This window comes from Streptomyces odontotermitis (assembly GCF_050510915.1).
In the GTDB taxonomy this organism is placed as follows: domain Bacteria; phylum Actinomycetota; class Actinomycetes; order Streptomycetales; family Streptomycetaceae; genus Streptomyces.
Window position 1 is genome coordinate 326,578 of the sequence record NZ_JBNJLS010000003.1, and the last position, 15,193, is coordinate 341,770.

The 15,193-nt window shown below is 71.3% G+C and carries 11 protein-coding genes; 5 read left to right on the forward strand and 6 right to left on the reverse strand.

All coding sequences use genetic code 11. The annotated features are described in order from the left end of the window. Positions 1–105: 105 nt before the first annotated feature. Positions 106–2,664 carry a bifunctional FO biosynthesis protein CofGH gene (locus ACQB60_RS12285; RefSeq protein ID WP_496926170.1) on the forward strand — a complete coding sequence of 853 codons (2,559 nt, stop codon included), beginning with the start codon at positions 106–108 and terminating at the stop codon, positions 2,662–2,664. Between the two features lie 10 nt (positions 2,665–2,674). Here ACQB60_RS12285 and ACQB60_RS12290 read toward each other — a convergent pair whose 3' ends face one another. Together ACQB60_RS12290 and ACQB60_RS12295 are read right to left on the reverse strand one after the other, a co-directional pair. Continuing rightward, on the reverse strand, positions 2,675–3,736 hold the full coding sequence (locus ACQB60_RS12290) for a DUF8094 domain-containing protein (protein ID WP_496925947.1): 1,062 nt from the start codon (positions 3,734–3,736) through the stop codon (positions 2,675–2,677). Positions 3,737–3,856: 120 nt separating this feature from the next. Further along, a complete protein-coding gene (locus ACQB60_RS12295; protein ID WP_496925948.1) occupies positions 3,857–5,287 on the reverse strand; it encodes a hypothetical protein in 1,431 nt (476 codons plus the stop codon). Between the two features lie 188 nt (positions 5,288–5,475). Here ACQB60_RS12295 and ACQB60_RS12300 point away from each other — a divergent pair, with 188 nt between their 5' ends. Beyond that, on the forward strand, positions 5,476–7,944 hold the full coding sequence (locus ACQB60_RS12300) for a tetratricopeptide repeat protein (protein ID WP_496925949.1): 2,469 nt from the start codon (positions 5,476–5,478) through the stop codon (positions 7,942–7,944). Here ACQB60_RS12300 and ACQB60_RS12305 read toward each other — a convergent pair. Further along, on the reverse strand, positions 7,941–9,098 hold the full coding sequence (locus tag ACQB60_RS12305; RefSeq protein ID WP_496925950.1) for a tyrosine-protein phosphatase: 1,158 nt from the start codon (positions 9,096–9,098) through the stop codon (positions 7,941–7,943). The two genes, ACQB60_RS12300 and ACQB60_RS12305, sit on opposite strands and share 4 nt — an antisense overlap. 220 nt (positions 9,099–9,318) lie before the next feature. On the opposite strand from ACQB60_RS12305, the gene ACQB60_RS12310 reads away from it, so the two are divergent. Beyond that, positions 9,319–10,437, forward strand: coding sequence for an ADP-ribosylglycohydrolase family protein (locus ACQB60_RS12310; protein ID WP_496925951.1), 1,119 nt, complete (start codon positions 9,319–9,321; stop codon positions 10,435–10,437). Between the two features lie 262 nt (positions 10,438–10,699). Then, entirely contained in the window at positions 10,700–11,038 is a 339-nt protein-coding gene (locus ACQB60_RS12315) for a hypothetical protein (RefSeq protein WP_496925952.1), read from the forward strand. A 3-nt stretch (positions 11,039–11,041) separates the two neighbouring features. On the opposite strand, the gene ACQB60_RS12320 is transcribed toward ACQB60_RS12315, so the two are convergent. Beyond that, the gene (locus ACQB60_RS12320; RefSeq protein WP_496925953.1) at positions 11,042–12,625 is read right to left on the reverse strand and encodes a sodium:solute symporter family protein; all 1,584 of its coding nucleotides are present in this window, start codon (positions 12,623–12,625) and stop codon (positions 11,042–11,044) included. A gap of 271 nt (positions 12,626–12,896) precedes the next feature. Then, positions 12,897–13,679 carry an SDR family oxidoreductase gene (locus ACQB60_RS12325; RefSeq protein WP_496925954.1) on the reverse strand — a complete coding sequence of 261 codons (783 nt, stop codon included), beginning with the start codon at positions 13,677–13,679 and terminating at the stop codon, positions 12,897–12,899. A 93-nt stretch (positions 13,680–13,772) separates the two neighbouring features. Here ACQB60_RS12325 and ACQB60_RS12330 point away from each other — a divergent pair, with 93 nt between their 5' ends. Further along, positions 13,773–14,615 carry a hypothetical protein gene (locus tag ACQB60_RS12330; RefSeq protein WP_496925955.1) on the forward strand — a complete coding sequence of 281 codons (843 nt, stop codon included), beginning with the start codon at positions 13,773–13,775 and terminating at the stop codon, positions 14,613–14,615. Positions 14,616–14,832: 217 nt separating this feature from the next. On the opposite strand, the gene ACQB60_RS12335 is transcribed toward ACQB60_RS12330, so the two are convergent. Beyond that, positions 14,833–15,042: a DUF397 domain-containing protein gene (locus tag ACQB60_RS12335; RefSeq protein ID WP_384840596.1), complete on the reverse strand. Its 210-nt coding sequence runs from the start codon at positions 15,040–15,042 to the stop codon at positions 14,833–14,835. Positions 15,043–15,193: the final 151 nt, after the last annotated feature.

The following is a 15,193-nucleotide window of genomic DNA, read 5'->3' on the forward strand; positions in this document are numbered from 1 at the left end:
AAGTACCTGTACGACTCAAACGTTGTCGCTCGTATGCTCAATGACATGACCAACAGCGAGCCGACCCCGCGCCCCGGCCAGCAGGAACGACCGACCGCCAATGCCATGCGGCGGGCGCTCAGGCGCGCCAGGGACGGGGTCGCGCTCGACGTCACCGAGGCCGCCGTGCTGCTGCAGGCGCGCGGGGCCGATCTGGACGACCTGACCGCGTCGGCGGCGCGGGTGCGGGACGCGGGCCTGGAGGCCGCGGGCCGGCCCGGCGTCATCACGTATTCGAAGAGTGTCTTCATCCCGCTGACCCGGCTGTGCCGCGACAAGTGCCACTACTGCACCTTCGCGACAGTCCCTGGCAAGCTGCGCCGGGCCGGGCACGGGATGTTCATGTCCCCCGACGAGGTCCTGGACATCGCCCGGCGCGGGGCCGAACTGGGCTGCAAGGAAGCCCTGATCACCCTCGGCGACAAGCCGGAGGAGCGCTGGCCGGAGGCGCGCGAGTGGCTGGAGGCCGAGGGCTACGACGACACCATCGCCTATGTCCGGGCCATCTCCATCCGGATCCTTGAGGAGACGGGGCTGCTTCCGCACCTGAACCCGGGCGTCATGACGTGGACGGACTTCCAGCGCCTCAAGCCGGTCGCCCCGTCCATGGGCATGATGCTGGAGACGACGGCCGAGCGGCTGTGGTCGGAGCCGGGGCAGCCGCACTACGGCTCCCCGGACAAGGAACCGGCCGTCCGGCTGCGGGTGTTGGAGGACGCGGGCCGCTCGTCGGTGCCCTTCACCAGCGGGCTGCTGATCGGCATCGGTGAGACCTTCGAGGAGCGCGCGGAGTCGCTGTTCGCGCTGCGCCGGGTGGCCCGCTCCTACCACGGCATCCAGGAGCTGATCATCCAGAACTTCCGCGCCAAGCCGGACACGGCGATGCGCGGCATGCCGGACGCCGAGCTGGACGACCTGGTCGCCACGGTCGCCGTCGCCCGCCACATCATGGGCCCGGCCGGCAACCTCCAGGCCCCGCCGAACCTGGTCGACGGCGAGTACGCCCGCCTCATCGGCGCGGGCATCGACGACTGGGGCGGCGTCTCGCCGGTCACCATCGACCACGTCAACCCCGAAAAGCCCTGGCCCAAGCTGGCGGAGCTGACCGAGAAGTCGGCGGCCGCCGGGTTCGAGCTGCGTGAACGGCTGTGCGTGTACCCGGAGTTCGTGACCCGGGGCGAGCCGTGGCTGGATCCGCGCCTGCTGCCGCACGTGCGGGCGCTGGCCGACCCGGACACGGGCCTGGCGGTGCCGGACGCGGTGGTCGAGGGCCACCCCTGGCAGGAGCCCGACGAGGGCTACGTCGCCTCCTCCGGCCGCACCGATCTGCACCGCACCATCGACACCGAGGGCCGCACCTCCGACCGGCGCGACGACTTCGACGAGGTGTACGGCGACTGGGAGGCCCTGCGCGAGCAGGCCGCCCCCGGCATGGTGCCCTCGCGCATCGACGGCGACGTCCGCGCGGCCCTGGCCACCGCGGCCGACGACCCGACGAAGCTCACCGACGACGAGGCGCTGGCCCTGCTGCACGCGGACGGCCCGGCCCTGGACGCGCTGTGCTCCGTCGCGGACGACCTGCGCAAGACCGTGGTCGGCGACGAGGTCACCTACATCGTCACGCGCAACATCAACTTCACCAACGTCTGCTACACCGGCTGCCGCTTCTGCGCCTTCGCCCAGCGCCGCACCGACGCCGACGCCTACACCCTCTCCCTGGACCAGGTCGCCGACCGCGCCCAGCAGGCGTGGGAGGTCGGCGCGAGTGAGGTGTGCATGCAGGGCGGCATCCACCCGGACCTGCCGGGCAGCGCCTACTTCGACATCGCGCGCGCCGTCAAGGAGCGCGTGCCGGGCATGCACGTGCACGCCTTCTCCCCGATGGAGGTCGTCAACGGCGCGACCAGGACCGGGCTTTCGATACGGGAATGGCTCAGCGCCGCCAAGGAGGCGGGCCTGGACTCCATCCCCGGCACGGCCGCCGAGATCCTCGACGACGAGGTCCGCTGGATCCTCACCAAGGGCAAGCTGCCGACGGCCACCTGGATCGAGGTGGTGCAGACCGCGCACGAGCTCGGCATCCGCTCGTCCTCGACGATGATGTACGGGCACGTGGACCAGCCCCGCCACTGGCTGGGCCACTTCCGCACGCTGGCCTCGGTCCAGCAGGCGGCGCTCGACAAGGGCGTCGAGGGGTTCACGGAGTTCGTGACGCTCCCGTTCATCCACACCAACGCGCCGGTCTACCTGGCGGGCATCGCCCGTCCCGGCCCCACGACCCGCGACAACCGGGCGGTCACCGCGATGGCGCGGCTGCTGCTGCACCCCTACATCCCCAACATCCAGACCAGCTGGGTGAAGCTGGGCACCGAGGGCGCCGCCGAGATGCTCCGCTCGGGCGCGAACGACCTGGGCGGCACGCTGATGGAGGAGACCATCTCCCGCATGGCGGGCTCCAGTTACGGCTCCTACCGCTCGATCAAGGACCTCGTGGCGATCGCGGACGCGGCGGGCCGCCCGGCCCGGCCGCGCACCACGCTGTACGGGGAGGTCCCCGAGGAGCGGGTGCGGGCCGCGGCGGCGTCGGACGGGCACCTGCCGGAGCTGCTGCCCGTACTGGACTGACGGGGCGGGGTCAGAATCCCCGCTGAGGGCCCTCGGAGTTGGTCATCGCGTAGCCGGAGGTGACCATGTCCACGGTGCCCTTGGCGGGGATGAACGCCTCCGCCTGGTGCAGGTAGTTGTTGACGAAGGTCAGCTCGTCCTTCTTGCTGCCGATGAAGACGGCCATCTGCTCGGACGGCGTGATCCGGGCGTTCGGGTCGGTGGCGTGCATGTACTCGTGCACGACCGCGTTGAAGAACGTGACGGTGCCGCCGTCCTTCGTCTTCAGCGCGTAGACCTTCGTGTTCTTGTTCTTGCCCGCCTTGTACTCGGCGGAGCCGCCCGGGTTGAGCATCTTGTTCTGGTCCAGCGGGAACTTCGTCATCCACTTCGTGGTCTGCGAGGCCCCGACCTTGTCGCCCAGCTTGCTGTTGGAGTCGTACATGGAGACCAGCGCGTCGTCCATCTGGTCCGGGGCGAGCACACCCGTCTTCTTGGCGGTGTCGGTCACCGGCTCGACGAAGCCGCCCGCGTCCTTGGTGAACGCGGGTGTCTTCGGGTCCTTCTTGTAGGTCCAGCCGCTCCACACGGCCTTCCACGGGCCGCCGTTCTCCCGGTCGAAGACGAGGGTGCCCTGCGCGCCGGCGTCGCTGGTGACCTTCCCCTTGGCGTTCGCTTGCCGCATGTGGAGGGCGAACCAGGTGGCGCCGGAGGCGCGGGAGGGGATGAGGTAGTCGCGGTCCACGTAGAAGAAGGGCTTCTTGGCCTCGGCCTTCCGCTTGGCGGAGGACTTCTTGTCCGTCTTGTAGACGGCCTTGCTCTGCTCGAAGAGCCCGTCGCCCTCCACGGTGGAGAGCAGCCCGGCGTCGGCCTTCGCGTTCGCCTGGTTGTTGACCTTCACATAGTTGTCGACGATCTTCTTCGCCTCGGCCTCGGTGACGACGCCCTTGGGCGCCTTGTCGGCGGCGGGCTTGCCGTCGGCGCCGGACGTGCCGCCGTCGCCGGAGTCCGACGAGCAGCCGGTGAGGGCGAGGGAGAGCGCCGTTCCCGCCGAGAGGAAGAGGGCTATGCGCTTGCTGTGCCGCGTGAGCATGGAGGTCCCCGTACGGTCGATGGGTCGGAAGCGGAAGCTGACGTGCCGAGTCGACACGTTAGCTTCCGCACACGGACCCTTCGCGGCGGGGGGCTCAGCCGCCCCGGGGAACCGGCTGCCTCAGTTGCCCAGGAAGTAGCCGAACTGCGCGTCCTTCTCCGGCGCCCCGAGAGCCTTCGGGCCGAACGAGTCGATGCCCGTCGTGGAGAGCCCGCCGCTCGCGCCGCGCAGCACCCAGGCCGCGCCCGAGTCCGCGAACGTCCCGTCCTCCGAGGGCACGCCGACGGTCAGGTCCGCCTTCTTGTCGCCGTTGACGTCGCGCAGCAGGGTCGTGCGGCCGAACTGGTCGTCCTTCTCGGACGAGCCCGGCACCCCCTCCGTGGTCTGCGTGAACGCCTGTGAACCCGTGCCCGTCACACCGGTCTTCGCGCCCTTGAGGAGGACGACGCTGCCCGCGTTCGAGACGTTCCTGGTGCCTTCCTTGAGGTCCTCGCCCGGGATCCCGACCGCGATGTCGGCGTACCCGTCGCCGTTCACGTCGCCCGCGCTCACCGAGGCGCCGAACTGGTCGCCCTCCTCGCCGACGCCGGGCACCCCGGCCGTGTCCTGCGTGATCTTCTTGGCGTGCGCGGAGTCGGGCCCGGACGCGCTGCCGTACTCGATGCGGATGGTGCCCTTGTCGCTCTCGTTGTCGTCGTTGCTGGTGCCGTTGTCGCGGGCGACCAGGTCGCCGTAGCCGTCGCCGTTGAGGTCCGCGATGGCGCCGCCCAGGGTGGAGGCGATCGGCTTGGAGGTGTGGGCGAGGCCGGTCTCCCCGCCCTTCCAGAACTGGCTCTTGTACGCCATCTCCTCGAAGCCGTGGCTGGTGACCAGGTCGTCGACGCCGTCCCCGGTCATGTCGCCCGCGATGAGGTCGCCGGGCCCGAAGGTCTGCCCGGTCACGATGGAGTCCTGCCGCGCGGGCTTCCCGGACCGCTCGAACGGCCCGTACGAGATGGTCATGCCCGCGTCGTCGTTGTTCGGGTCGTCGTCCTCGGGGAGCCCGGAGACCGCGAGGTCCACGTGCCCGTCGCCGTCGAAGTCCCCGGCGGAGCCGCCGACCAGGTCGGGCAGCGCGTTGCTGCCGCCCGCGCCGAGACCGTCCTTGGACCCCCACAGGACGACGTCCGGGGACGGCCCGATGCCGTTGACGACGAGGTCCGTGTACGAGTCCCCGTCGAGGTCGGCGGCGCTCGTGCGCCACCCGAACTCGTAGTCGCTGCTGTTCCCGGCGGGCACTCCGTCGGCCCCTCGCCTGACGGTCTTGGCGTGGGCCTTGTCGAGCCCGGAGGCGGACCCGTACAGGACGGACACGTACCCGGCGGACTCCTTGCCGTCGACGGTGCCGAAGGGCGCGGACACCACGACGTCCGCGTACCCGTCGTGGTTGAAGTCCACGACGGGCTTGCGCGGCGGGACCGGGGCGGCCGCGGCACTGCCCGCGGTGGCGACCAGGGCGAGGGGCGTCGCGAGCGCGGCGGCGGCGACGGCGGCAATGACTGAACGACGCACTGTTTCTCCTGTGGGGTAAGACTGTGACGTAGGAGAAGACGAGTGACTCGAACGCAGGGTTGTACACCGGCAGTTCATTCATATGTCGCCGGACGGCCGGGCAGCGCAGGGCAGCGCCGGGCAGCCGGTCGACGCGGCGGCAGGGGTGGGGTAGAGGTTCAGTCATGCGAGGAAACCGGCGCCCGTCCATGCAGGAGCTGATCCGCCGCCGCACGGCCGCCGGATTCATCGCCCGCCGCCATGAACTCCGCCTCTACCGGGACAATTTGGACACGTCGCCGGACGACGACCGGCACCGCTTCCTCTTCCACGTCCACGGCGACGCCGGGGTCGGCAAGTCCTCCCTCGTCCACGAGCTGATCCGCATCGCCCGCGACCGGGGCGCGCTGACCGCGTACGCCGACGAGTCGGCGGGCTCCGTGCCGGAGGTCATGGCGGACATCGCCGAGCAGTTCGCCCGGCAGGGCCGGACGCTGAAGTCGCTGGAGCGGGCGCTCGCGGCGTACCGGGAGCGCAGCCATGAGGCGGTGGTGGCGGTGGGCGACCCTTCCGGGGGCGGTCCGTCGGAGGGCGGCCCCTCCGCGGGGAGCGTGGCCGTCGCGCGCATCGGGCTCGCCGGGATCGGTGCCGTCGTGCCCGGCGCCGGGGCCGTGACGGGCGCCCTCGACCCCGCCCAACTCGCCCAGGGCGCCGAGCGGTTCAGGGACCTGATAGCGGCCCGCTTCCGCAACCACGAGGACGTGCGCCTGGTCCTGGAGCCGGAGCGCGCGCTCACCCCGGTGCTCCTGTCCGAGCTGGCCGACGCCGCGGACGACGCCCCCTGGATCGCCCTCTTCTTCGACACGTACGAGCGCACGGCGCCCTTCCTCGACGCCTGGCTGCACGACGTCATGACGACGGACCGCCACGGCCCCCTGCCCGGGAACGTCGTCGTCACCCTCGCGGGCCAGCGCCCCCTCGACCCGGTCCGCTGGGAGGGCGCCCTCGCCTATGTGGCCGACCTGCCCCTGCGGGAGTTCACGGAGGCCGAGGCGCGCGAGCTGCTCACCGCGCGCGGGGTCACCGACGAACCCGTCGTGCGCGAGATGCTGCGGCTCTCCGGCGGCCTGCCCGTCCTGGTGTCGACCCTGGCCCGAAGTGGCGCGGAGAGAAGGGGACTTGAGGGCATCGACGACCCCAGCGCGACGGCGGTCGACCGCTTCCTGAAGTGGGAGCGGGACCCGGTCCGCCGGGCCGCCGCCCTCGCCTGCGCGCTGCCGCGCCGGCTCGACGGGGAGGTGGCGCGCGTGGCGCTGGCGGAGGTCTCCGAGGAGGGTCACGGCGTGCTGTACGCATGGCTGCGCACCCTGCCCTTCGTCACCGAGCGGCGCGGTGTCACCCGCTACCACGACGTGGTGCGCGCCCCGATGCTGAGGCAGCAGCTCAACTCCGCACCACAGGAGGCGAGTTCGGCGCACACGCGGCTCGCGGCGGCCTTCGGTGAGTGGCGGGAGGCGCGGGCCCGGGAGCTGAGCGACGACGTGTACGGGCGCCCCTGGCTGTGGCCCGACTGGTCGGCCCTGCGCGTCGAGGAGCTCTACCACCGGCTGTGCGCCGCACCGCGGGCCGCGCTCGCGGAGGCGCTGCGGGACGGGGTGGACGCGTGCCGCGCCGAGGTGGCGGCGGCCCGCGAGTGGGCGCGGGCGGTGGCCGACGCGGGGGAGGACGGCGCGGCCCACGCCCCGGAAGCAGCAGACCTCAGACAGCTGGGGGAGGAGTTCCTCACCCTCCTCGAAGACGAACGGCAGGGCCCCATAGAGGCGTTGACGCTCCTCCTCTCCCGTTCGGAACTCGACCAGGAGGGCCGTGTGGCGGCCTACAACGCCCGCGGCTACCACTACTTCATCACCCGGCAGCCCGAGCTGGCCTTCGCCGACCACGAGCGGGCGCTCGCCGTGGACCCGCAGGACCCCTGGGGCCACCACGGCCTGGCAATCCTGCGGCGCGCGGCGGGCGACTTCGAGGAGGCGCTCCACCACTTCGACAGGGCGGAGGAGCTGACGGGGCCCGACGTGGAATGGGTGCCCAGGGAGCGCGGCGACACGTACCGCAGAATGGGCCGCTACGACGAGGCCCTGCGCGAACTCGGCCGCGCCCACGCACTCGCCCCGCGCGAGGCCAAGACCCTGGCCAGCAGGGCCCAGACGTACTTCCTGCTGGGCCGCGCCCACGAAGCCCTGGACGACTTCGACCGGGCGATCTCCCTGTGGCCCGAGTACAGGTGGGCCCTGGTCCGCAGGGCCCACGTCCGCTCGGCGCTCGGCGACGTCGACGGGGCCCTCGCGGACCTGGACCGCGCGGAGGAGCTCGACCCGACCGCGCAGTACACGGTGGGGGAGCGGGGCGACGTGCACCGCTTCGCCGGACGGTACGAGGAGGCAATCGCCGCGTACGACCGGGCCATCGGGATGGACGCCGGGTACGCCTGGGCCTGGGGCAGCCGCGCCCTCGCGAACGAGGGCCTCGGCCGGACGGCGGCGGCGGTCGCGGACCTGGAGCGCGCGCTGGAGGCGAAGCCGGACTACGAGTGGGCCCGGCAGCAACTGGCCCGCCTCAGGGGCGAGACGGACGCGCCGGGCTGGACCGGCAGGCCCCCGACACCCCCCGGCACCCCCTAACCCACCAGCAGTTCACGCTTCAGCTCGCGCAGCTCGCGCGCGTCGAGCCCGAGGGCCCGCTTCTCGTACGTACGGAAGGAGCCGAACTTCTCCTCCACCTCGGCGAACCCGGAGTTGAGGTACTCGGGCCGCACGTCGAGCATCGGCTTGTACACGGCGGCCTGCTCCGGCGGCAGCGCGGCGAGGGCGGCGGCGTTGGCCTCGGCGCGGTAGTCGTTGGAGGCGAGGTAGTCGTCCATGACGGTGGCGCGCGGCACGCCGAGGGCGGTGAGCAGGGCGGCGTTCGCCCACCCGGTCCGGTCCTTCCCTGCGGTGCAGTGGAACAGCACCCCGCGCCGGCCGTGTGCCGCTCCGATCCGCGAAAAGACGTCCGTGTAGGCGGACTTGGCGCTGTCACCGCTGACCATGAACTTCTCGCCCTCGGTCATCATGGCGACGGCCTCGGCCGCCGTCCTGGGCATCGAGGTGAAGGCACCCGAGCCCGCGAGGACGTCCGCGACGACGTACGAGGTGCCCTGGGGCACCCGGTCCGGGTCCTTGCCGCGCTCCGACTCCATGCGCAGGTCGATGTCGGTGCCGATGCCGAGCCGCCGCAGCTTGGCGAGGTCGGCGGCGGTGAGCTTGTCGAGGGCGTCGGAGCGGTAGACGGCGCCCATCGTCACCCAGTGCCCGTCGGCGGTCCGATAGCCGCCCGCGTCACGGAAGTTGACGGTCCCGTCGAGCTTGATGAGCCGGTCCGCGAGCCGGAGCGAGCCACCGCGCGAGGGCACCAGGTCGAACCACTGCCGGTCGGCCCCGGCGGGCAGCCCCCGCACGGTGACCCGCCCGTGCGCCCCGCCGGACGCGACGGTGCGCCCGTCGTCGGTACGGACGGCCACGCGCCGCACCCCGGGCGCGGACCAGGCGACGGTGTACGTGCCCGGCTCGCCCTGCTCGGCGGTGACGGTGGCCTCGGTGAAGGGGATGCGGGAGGTGTGGTGCCCGGCCCCGTGGGAGTGGGCGTGGGAGTGGGCGTCGGAGTGGGCGGGCGCGGCGGTCGCGGTGGCGGTGGCGGCGAGCGCGGTGAGGGTGGCGGCGGCGAGGACGCCCGAGGAGCGCGTGACACGAGTCAAGGAGCCGGAGCGGCCGAGGGGGCGGGGCTGGATGGGATGCATGGGGGGATGGTTTGAGGGTGAGGCGAGGGCCTGGGAAATCTCCGGTGAACGCCGCTCAAAACCGGCCTGAAGGGCGACTTCGCTCATAACACTTGGTGCCTGAACCGAACGTTCCTGGTCGATTACAGTGCTGAGCCAGAGACGCCGGAGAACGGCGTGGAGCAGGTGTTGCAGGCATCGCAGGTGTTGCAGGTGGCGCAGCGCGGGGAGGGAGGGCTCGGTGACCGCAGCGACGACCGGCGTCTGGGGGCGCGCAGAGCAGCAGGACTTCCGCAGCCGGGTCCGCGGCACCCTCCTCGGCGCGGCGATCGGCGACGCCTTCGGGGCGGCGGTCGACGCCCTCTCCCTCGCGGAGATCACGTCGGCGCACGGCACGGAGGGCCTGACGGAACCGGCGGCCGCGCAGGGCCGCAGGGGTGCGGTGACGGCGGCGACGCAGCTGAGCCTGTTCACGGTGGACGGCCTGATACGGGCGCAGGTCCGCCGCGACACCGGCGCCTGGCACCCCCCGACCGACATCCACCGGGCGTACCGCCGCTGGGCCGCGACCCAGAGCGACTGGGGCCCCGACGAACGGCGCAAGGAGGACGGGTGGCTGGCGCGGGAGGAGTGGCTGTACTCGCGCAGGGCTCCTGAGCGGGCCTGCCTGCTGGCGCTGGCGGACGAGGCGATGGGCTCCCTCGACGCTCCGAGGAACCCCGAGGAACGGGGCCCGGGAGCGGCGACCCGCTCCGCCCCCTTCGGCCTTCTGGTCGGCTGGGAGCCGCAGTTGGTGCTGCAGCTCGCGGTCGAGTGCGCGGTGCAGACGCACGGCCACGCGGGCGCGTACCTCACCGCCGGGGCGCACACGGTCCTGGTCCACGGCCTCGCCCGGGGCGAGTCCCTGGACGGCGCGGTCCAGCGCACCCTCGCGCTCCTCGCGGCGCGGCCGGGCCACCAGGAGGTGACGGACGCGTTGCAGCATGCGCTGGGCGCGGTGCGGCAGGGGATGCCGACGGCCGCGCGGGTGGAGGAGCTGGCGGGGGAGGACAGGTCGGCGCCGGGGGCGCTCGCTGTGGCGGTGTACTGCGCGCTGGTGGGGGAGGACATCCGGCACGGTCTGCGCCTCGCGGTGAACCACGGCGGTGCCTCGTCCGCGACGGGTGCGCTGTGCGGCTCCCTCTTGGGCGCCCTGCACGGCGAGACGGCGCTTCCCCCTGCCTGGCTCAGCGAATTGGAGGGCCGGGCGACGATCCTTGAGCTGGCGGACGACTTCGCCATGGAGATGACCCAGGGCCCGGCCCTCCACGGCCCGGCCTCCTCGGCCCCGGGCTGGCTCTCCCGCTACCCCCGAGCCTGACCGCCACCCCTGCCGGGGGCCTTTTCCCCAACCCCGCCCCTTCCCGATCCGGCGACTCCGTCGCCCCTGGGTGGGCTTGTATCGCCTCAAGGGCTCGTCCTCAATCGCCGGACGGGCTATCTCCAGGCCGATCGGGGGGGGCAAGAACCGACGGAGGCATTACGGCGCCCGACCCAACTCCGTTGACCGTACCGGGGGAAAACAGGCTCAACCGGCGATTGAGGAACCAATCACCTGTACCGGGTGATTTAGCGTCGCCCCCATGAACGCACCCCGCTTCCTCACCGCCCCCCTCCTCGCCCTCACCCTCCTCGGCACCGCAGCCGCCGCCACCGCCACCGCGGCCCCCGCCCACGACCCGTGGCCCAACTCCGGCCAGGGCCCCGCCGCGTCCTCCGTCCCCTTCGGCGCCCCCTTCAGCGCCGACCCCTTCTACGAGGGCTTCTTCAGCAGGGCCAAGGCCCACCAGGACCGCACCATCCCGGCTGCCGCCCCGGCCGCCGCCCCCCACTGCCCGCCGCCGGCGACCGGCAACGGCTCCAGCGGCGACAGCGACTCCCTCGTCGACTCCGACATCACGTCGAGCACGTCGATCCTCTGAGGCTCACCCCTTGTCAGCCACGCCGTCCCGCGCACCCTGCGCGGGCACGGCGGCCGACGCCGCCCCACCCGGCATCCCGTCCCCGTCCCTGTCCCCGTCTGCGTTGATCCGCTCGATGAGCGCGTCCCGCTCCGGAGTGTCCTCCGGCTTCACGTATCCGATGACCACGTACAGGACCAGCGACACCGCCAGCGGCACCGACACCTGGTACTGCAGCGGCACTCCGCCCTCCACGTTCCAGCTGATCGGGTAGTTGACCAGCCAGAAGGCCAGCAGGCCCATGGCCCAGCTGGTGAGCGCCGCGGTCGGGCCGCAGCGGCGGAACGGGCGCAGCAGGCCCAGCATCATCGGGATCGCGATCGGTCCCATCAGGCCCGCCACCCAGCGGATGACGACCGAGATGATGTCCTTGAACGTGGGCGAGTTGACCTGGGTGGCCACCGCCATCGACAGGCCCAGGAAGATCACCGTGGTGAGCCGTGCCGCGAGGAGGCCGGCCCGCTCCGTCCAGGACCGCGCCGACTTGGCGAGGACCGGCGCCACGTCCCGGGTGAACACCGCGGCGATCGCGTTCGCGTCCGAGGAGCACATCGCCATCGTGTGGGAGAAGAAGCCGACGATGACCAGGCCCAACAGGCCGTGTGGCAGCAGGTTCTCGGTCATCAGGGCGTACGCGTCCGAGCCGTCCGGCTTCTTCGCGTCGACCAGCAGCGGTGACATCCACATGGGGAAGAAGAGGACCACCGGCCAGACCAGCCACAGCGCCGCGGACAGCTTCGCCGAGCGCGCCGCCTCCTGCGGGCCGGCCGTCGCCATGTAGCGCTGGGCCTGGTTGAGCATGCCGCCGTTGTACTCGAAGAGCTTGATGAAGAGGAAGGCGAGCAGGAAGACCGTGCCGTAGGGGCCCACCAGCGGCTTGGCGTGGCCGTCCAGTTCGGGGCGGTCCCAGACGCCGAAGAAGCCGCCGAAGTCGCCGAGCTTGGCGACGACCGCGATGAACATCGCGATGCCCGCGAGGAGTTGGATGATGAACTGGCCCAGCTCCGTCAGTGCGTCCGCCCACAGGCCGCCGATCGTGCAGTAGATCGCGGTGATCACGCCCGTGATGAGGATGCCCTGATTCAGGGAGACGCCCGTGAAGACGGACAGGAGCGTCGAGATCGCGGCCCACTTGGCGCCCACGTCCACGATCTTCAGGAGCATCCCGGACCAGGCGAGCGCCTGCTGCGTCGCGAGGTTGTAGCGGTTCTTCAGGTACTCCAGCGGAGAGGCGACGTGGAGGCGTGAGCGCAGCCGGTTGATCCGTGGGGCGAACAGCCGCGCGCCGATGGCGATGCCGAGCGCGATCGGGAACGACCAGGTGACGAAGGAGGTGACGCCGTAGGTGTAGGCGATGCCCGCGTAGCCCGTGAACATCACCGCGCTGTAGCCGGACATGTGGTGCGAGATGCCCGAGAGCCACCAGGGCATCTTGCCGCCCGCGGTGAAGAAGTCGCTGACGTTGTCGACGCGCTTGTGGGACCAGACGCCGATGGCGACCATCACGCCGAAGTAGCCGACGAGCACGGCCCAGTCGAGACCGTTCATGCGCCCTCCTTGGGGTCCGTCTTGTGAACCCAGCTGCTCCCAGCTGAACTCCCGTGAACTGGCTGCCAGTTCGCCGCGCAGCCCGGTGTCGGTCGCGAATCGCCCGCTCATCGTGGGTTGGGTCACAGGGCACGGACAACCGCCCGACGAGTCAAGGGGAAGTAAAATCGTTCTGCTTGGTGACCTCGGTTCAGATACATGACCGTTCTCGGGTCACAAAAGGGGCCGTACGGGGCGTGTCCCGTACGGCCCTTGAGGGTGCGCGACGTGCCTACCTCATCAATTCGCCCGCGTTCACCAGCAGCGACTGACCCGTGATCGCCCGCGCCCGGTCCGAGGCGAGGAACGCGCACGCGTCCGCCACGTCCCCGTCCGTGGCCAGCTCCGGCAGCGCCATCCGGTCCGTGAGCCGGGCCAGGACCTGGTCCTCCGGGATTCCCTCGGTGTGCGCCTGGAACTGGACGAAGGCTTCCACCGGCGGACCCCACATCCAGCCGGGCAGCACGGTGTTGACCCGGATGCGCGCGGGCCCGAGCTCGCGCGCCAGGGAGTACATGGCCGAGGTCAGTGCGCCCTTGGACGCCGCGTACGCCGCCTGGTGCACCTCGCTCGGCGCGGCCACCGACGACTGCGTGCCCACGATGACGACCGAGCCGCCGCGCTCCTTGAGGGCGGGTAGGCAGGCGCGCGTCATCCGCAGCGTGCCGAGCAGATTGACGTCGAGCACGCCCTGCCAGGTCGCGAAGTCCGCGTCCGCGAGCCCGCCGAAGTAGCTGTCCCAGGCGGCCACATGGACCACCGCGTCGATCCGCCCGAACCGCTCCAGGGCCAGCGCCGCCAGCGCCTCGCACTGGTTCTCGTCGGTGATGTCCGTGCTCTTGTACGCGGTGCGGCTGCCGTCGGGGTCGATCTCGGCCGCCGACTTGGCGAGGTTGGCCTCGGTGCGCGCCCCGAGCACGGCGTTGCCCCCGTCGCGCACGACGGCGGCGGCCACCTCGTGGCCGAGCCCGGTGCCGACTCCGGAGACGATCACGGTCTTGTCTGCGAGGAGCATGTGCGGCCCTCCGAAGTCGGTGGCGACGTCTGGCGGATTGTCTGACGGGGCGTCAGAGTATGGGCCACTGCCGGAAGAAGGAAGGGTGGAGGCATGAGTGAGGACACGCGCAGCGAGGTGTACGCCGAGCTGGCCGCCGTCGGCCCGTACGGGACGCACCCGGGCCATGCGCTGATCACCATGGTTGAGCCGCACCCGGGCCATGAGTACGCGTACAACCGCTGGTACGAGGACGACCACTACTACGCGGGCGCGATGGCGATGCCCTGGATGTACGCGGGGCGCCGCTGGGTCGCGACCCGGGAGCTCCAACTCCTGCGCTACCCCGAGCAGTCGGCGGTGGCCCAGCCGGTGACGGCCGGGTGCTACATCTCCACGTACTGGATCACGGACGGGCGCTACGACGACCACATGAAGTGGACCGTCGGCATCAACAAGCGGCTCAACCGGGACGGCCGGGTCTACCAGGACCGCACCCATGTCTTCACCTCCTTCCAGGACCACGCGGCGACGGTCTACCGGGACGGCGCGGCGGGCCCGCGCGACCTGCACGCGCTCGACCACCCCTACCGGGGGCTCGTCGTCCAGGTCGTCGACGCCGAAGGGGACGGGCAGCGCGCGGAGTTGCTGGAGTGGCTGCGCTCCTCGTATCTGCCGAAGCGGCTCGCCGGGTCACCGGCGGCGATGGTCGTCCTGTTCCGCCCGACGCCGCTGCCGGGGGACCGGATGACGTACGTGAAGCAGGTCGAGGGCGTCGACACGCGGCTGACCCTGCTGTGGTTCCTGGAGGAGGATCCGCGGGAGTGCTGGGAGCGGCATTTCACGGGCTTGGACGCGGCGGTGGCCGAGGGGGGCCTGGGGAAGGTGGAGTTGGTGGCGCCGTTCATCCCGACGATCCCTGGCACGGACGCGTACGTGAACGAGCTGCGGCACTAGCCCGTCCGGCGTTTGAGGACGAGGCCGTCCAGGCCGATACGGGGGCGGGGGTCGAGTCCCGAGGTGGGGCGCCTCAAGAACCGTCCAGGGCGCCCACGCCAGGGGAAAGCCCCCTCGGCCGGGACGGCGGGCCAGTCGAGAGGGCTCTTTCGGTGGAGCGTATGCAGTTGTTGAACCGAGCTGATCGATCTTCGGGATATCGCCGGGATCTCGGTCATCACCGGAGGTCGGAGGCACCCCGGCTGACCTCGGTCACGAACGCGGTCCATGATGCGGCGGGGAAGGCGAGGACCGGCCCTTCGGTGACCTTGGAGTCACGGACGGAAATCGCCTCCACGATCGGGGACTTGACCTCGACGCATGCGCCATTTCCCGTGGAATACGAGGACTTGATCCATGCATGCGAAGTGCCCTGCTTGATTGCCATGTTTGCTCCGATTCGCCCAGTTGTTGATGAGTGATGTCACCAGTGGGAACCGCATGAGTGCGGTATCCGCCAACGTTCTGTCCTGTTGGCGTGAATGACGCTACTCGCCAACATCGGCGCGTGAAGGGGTCGTTCACTCAACCGGATGGCA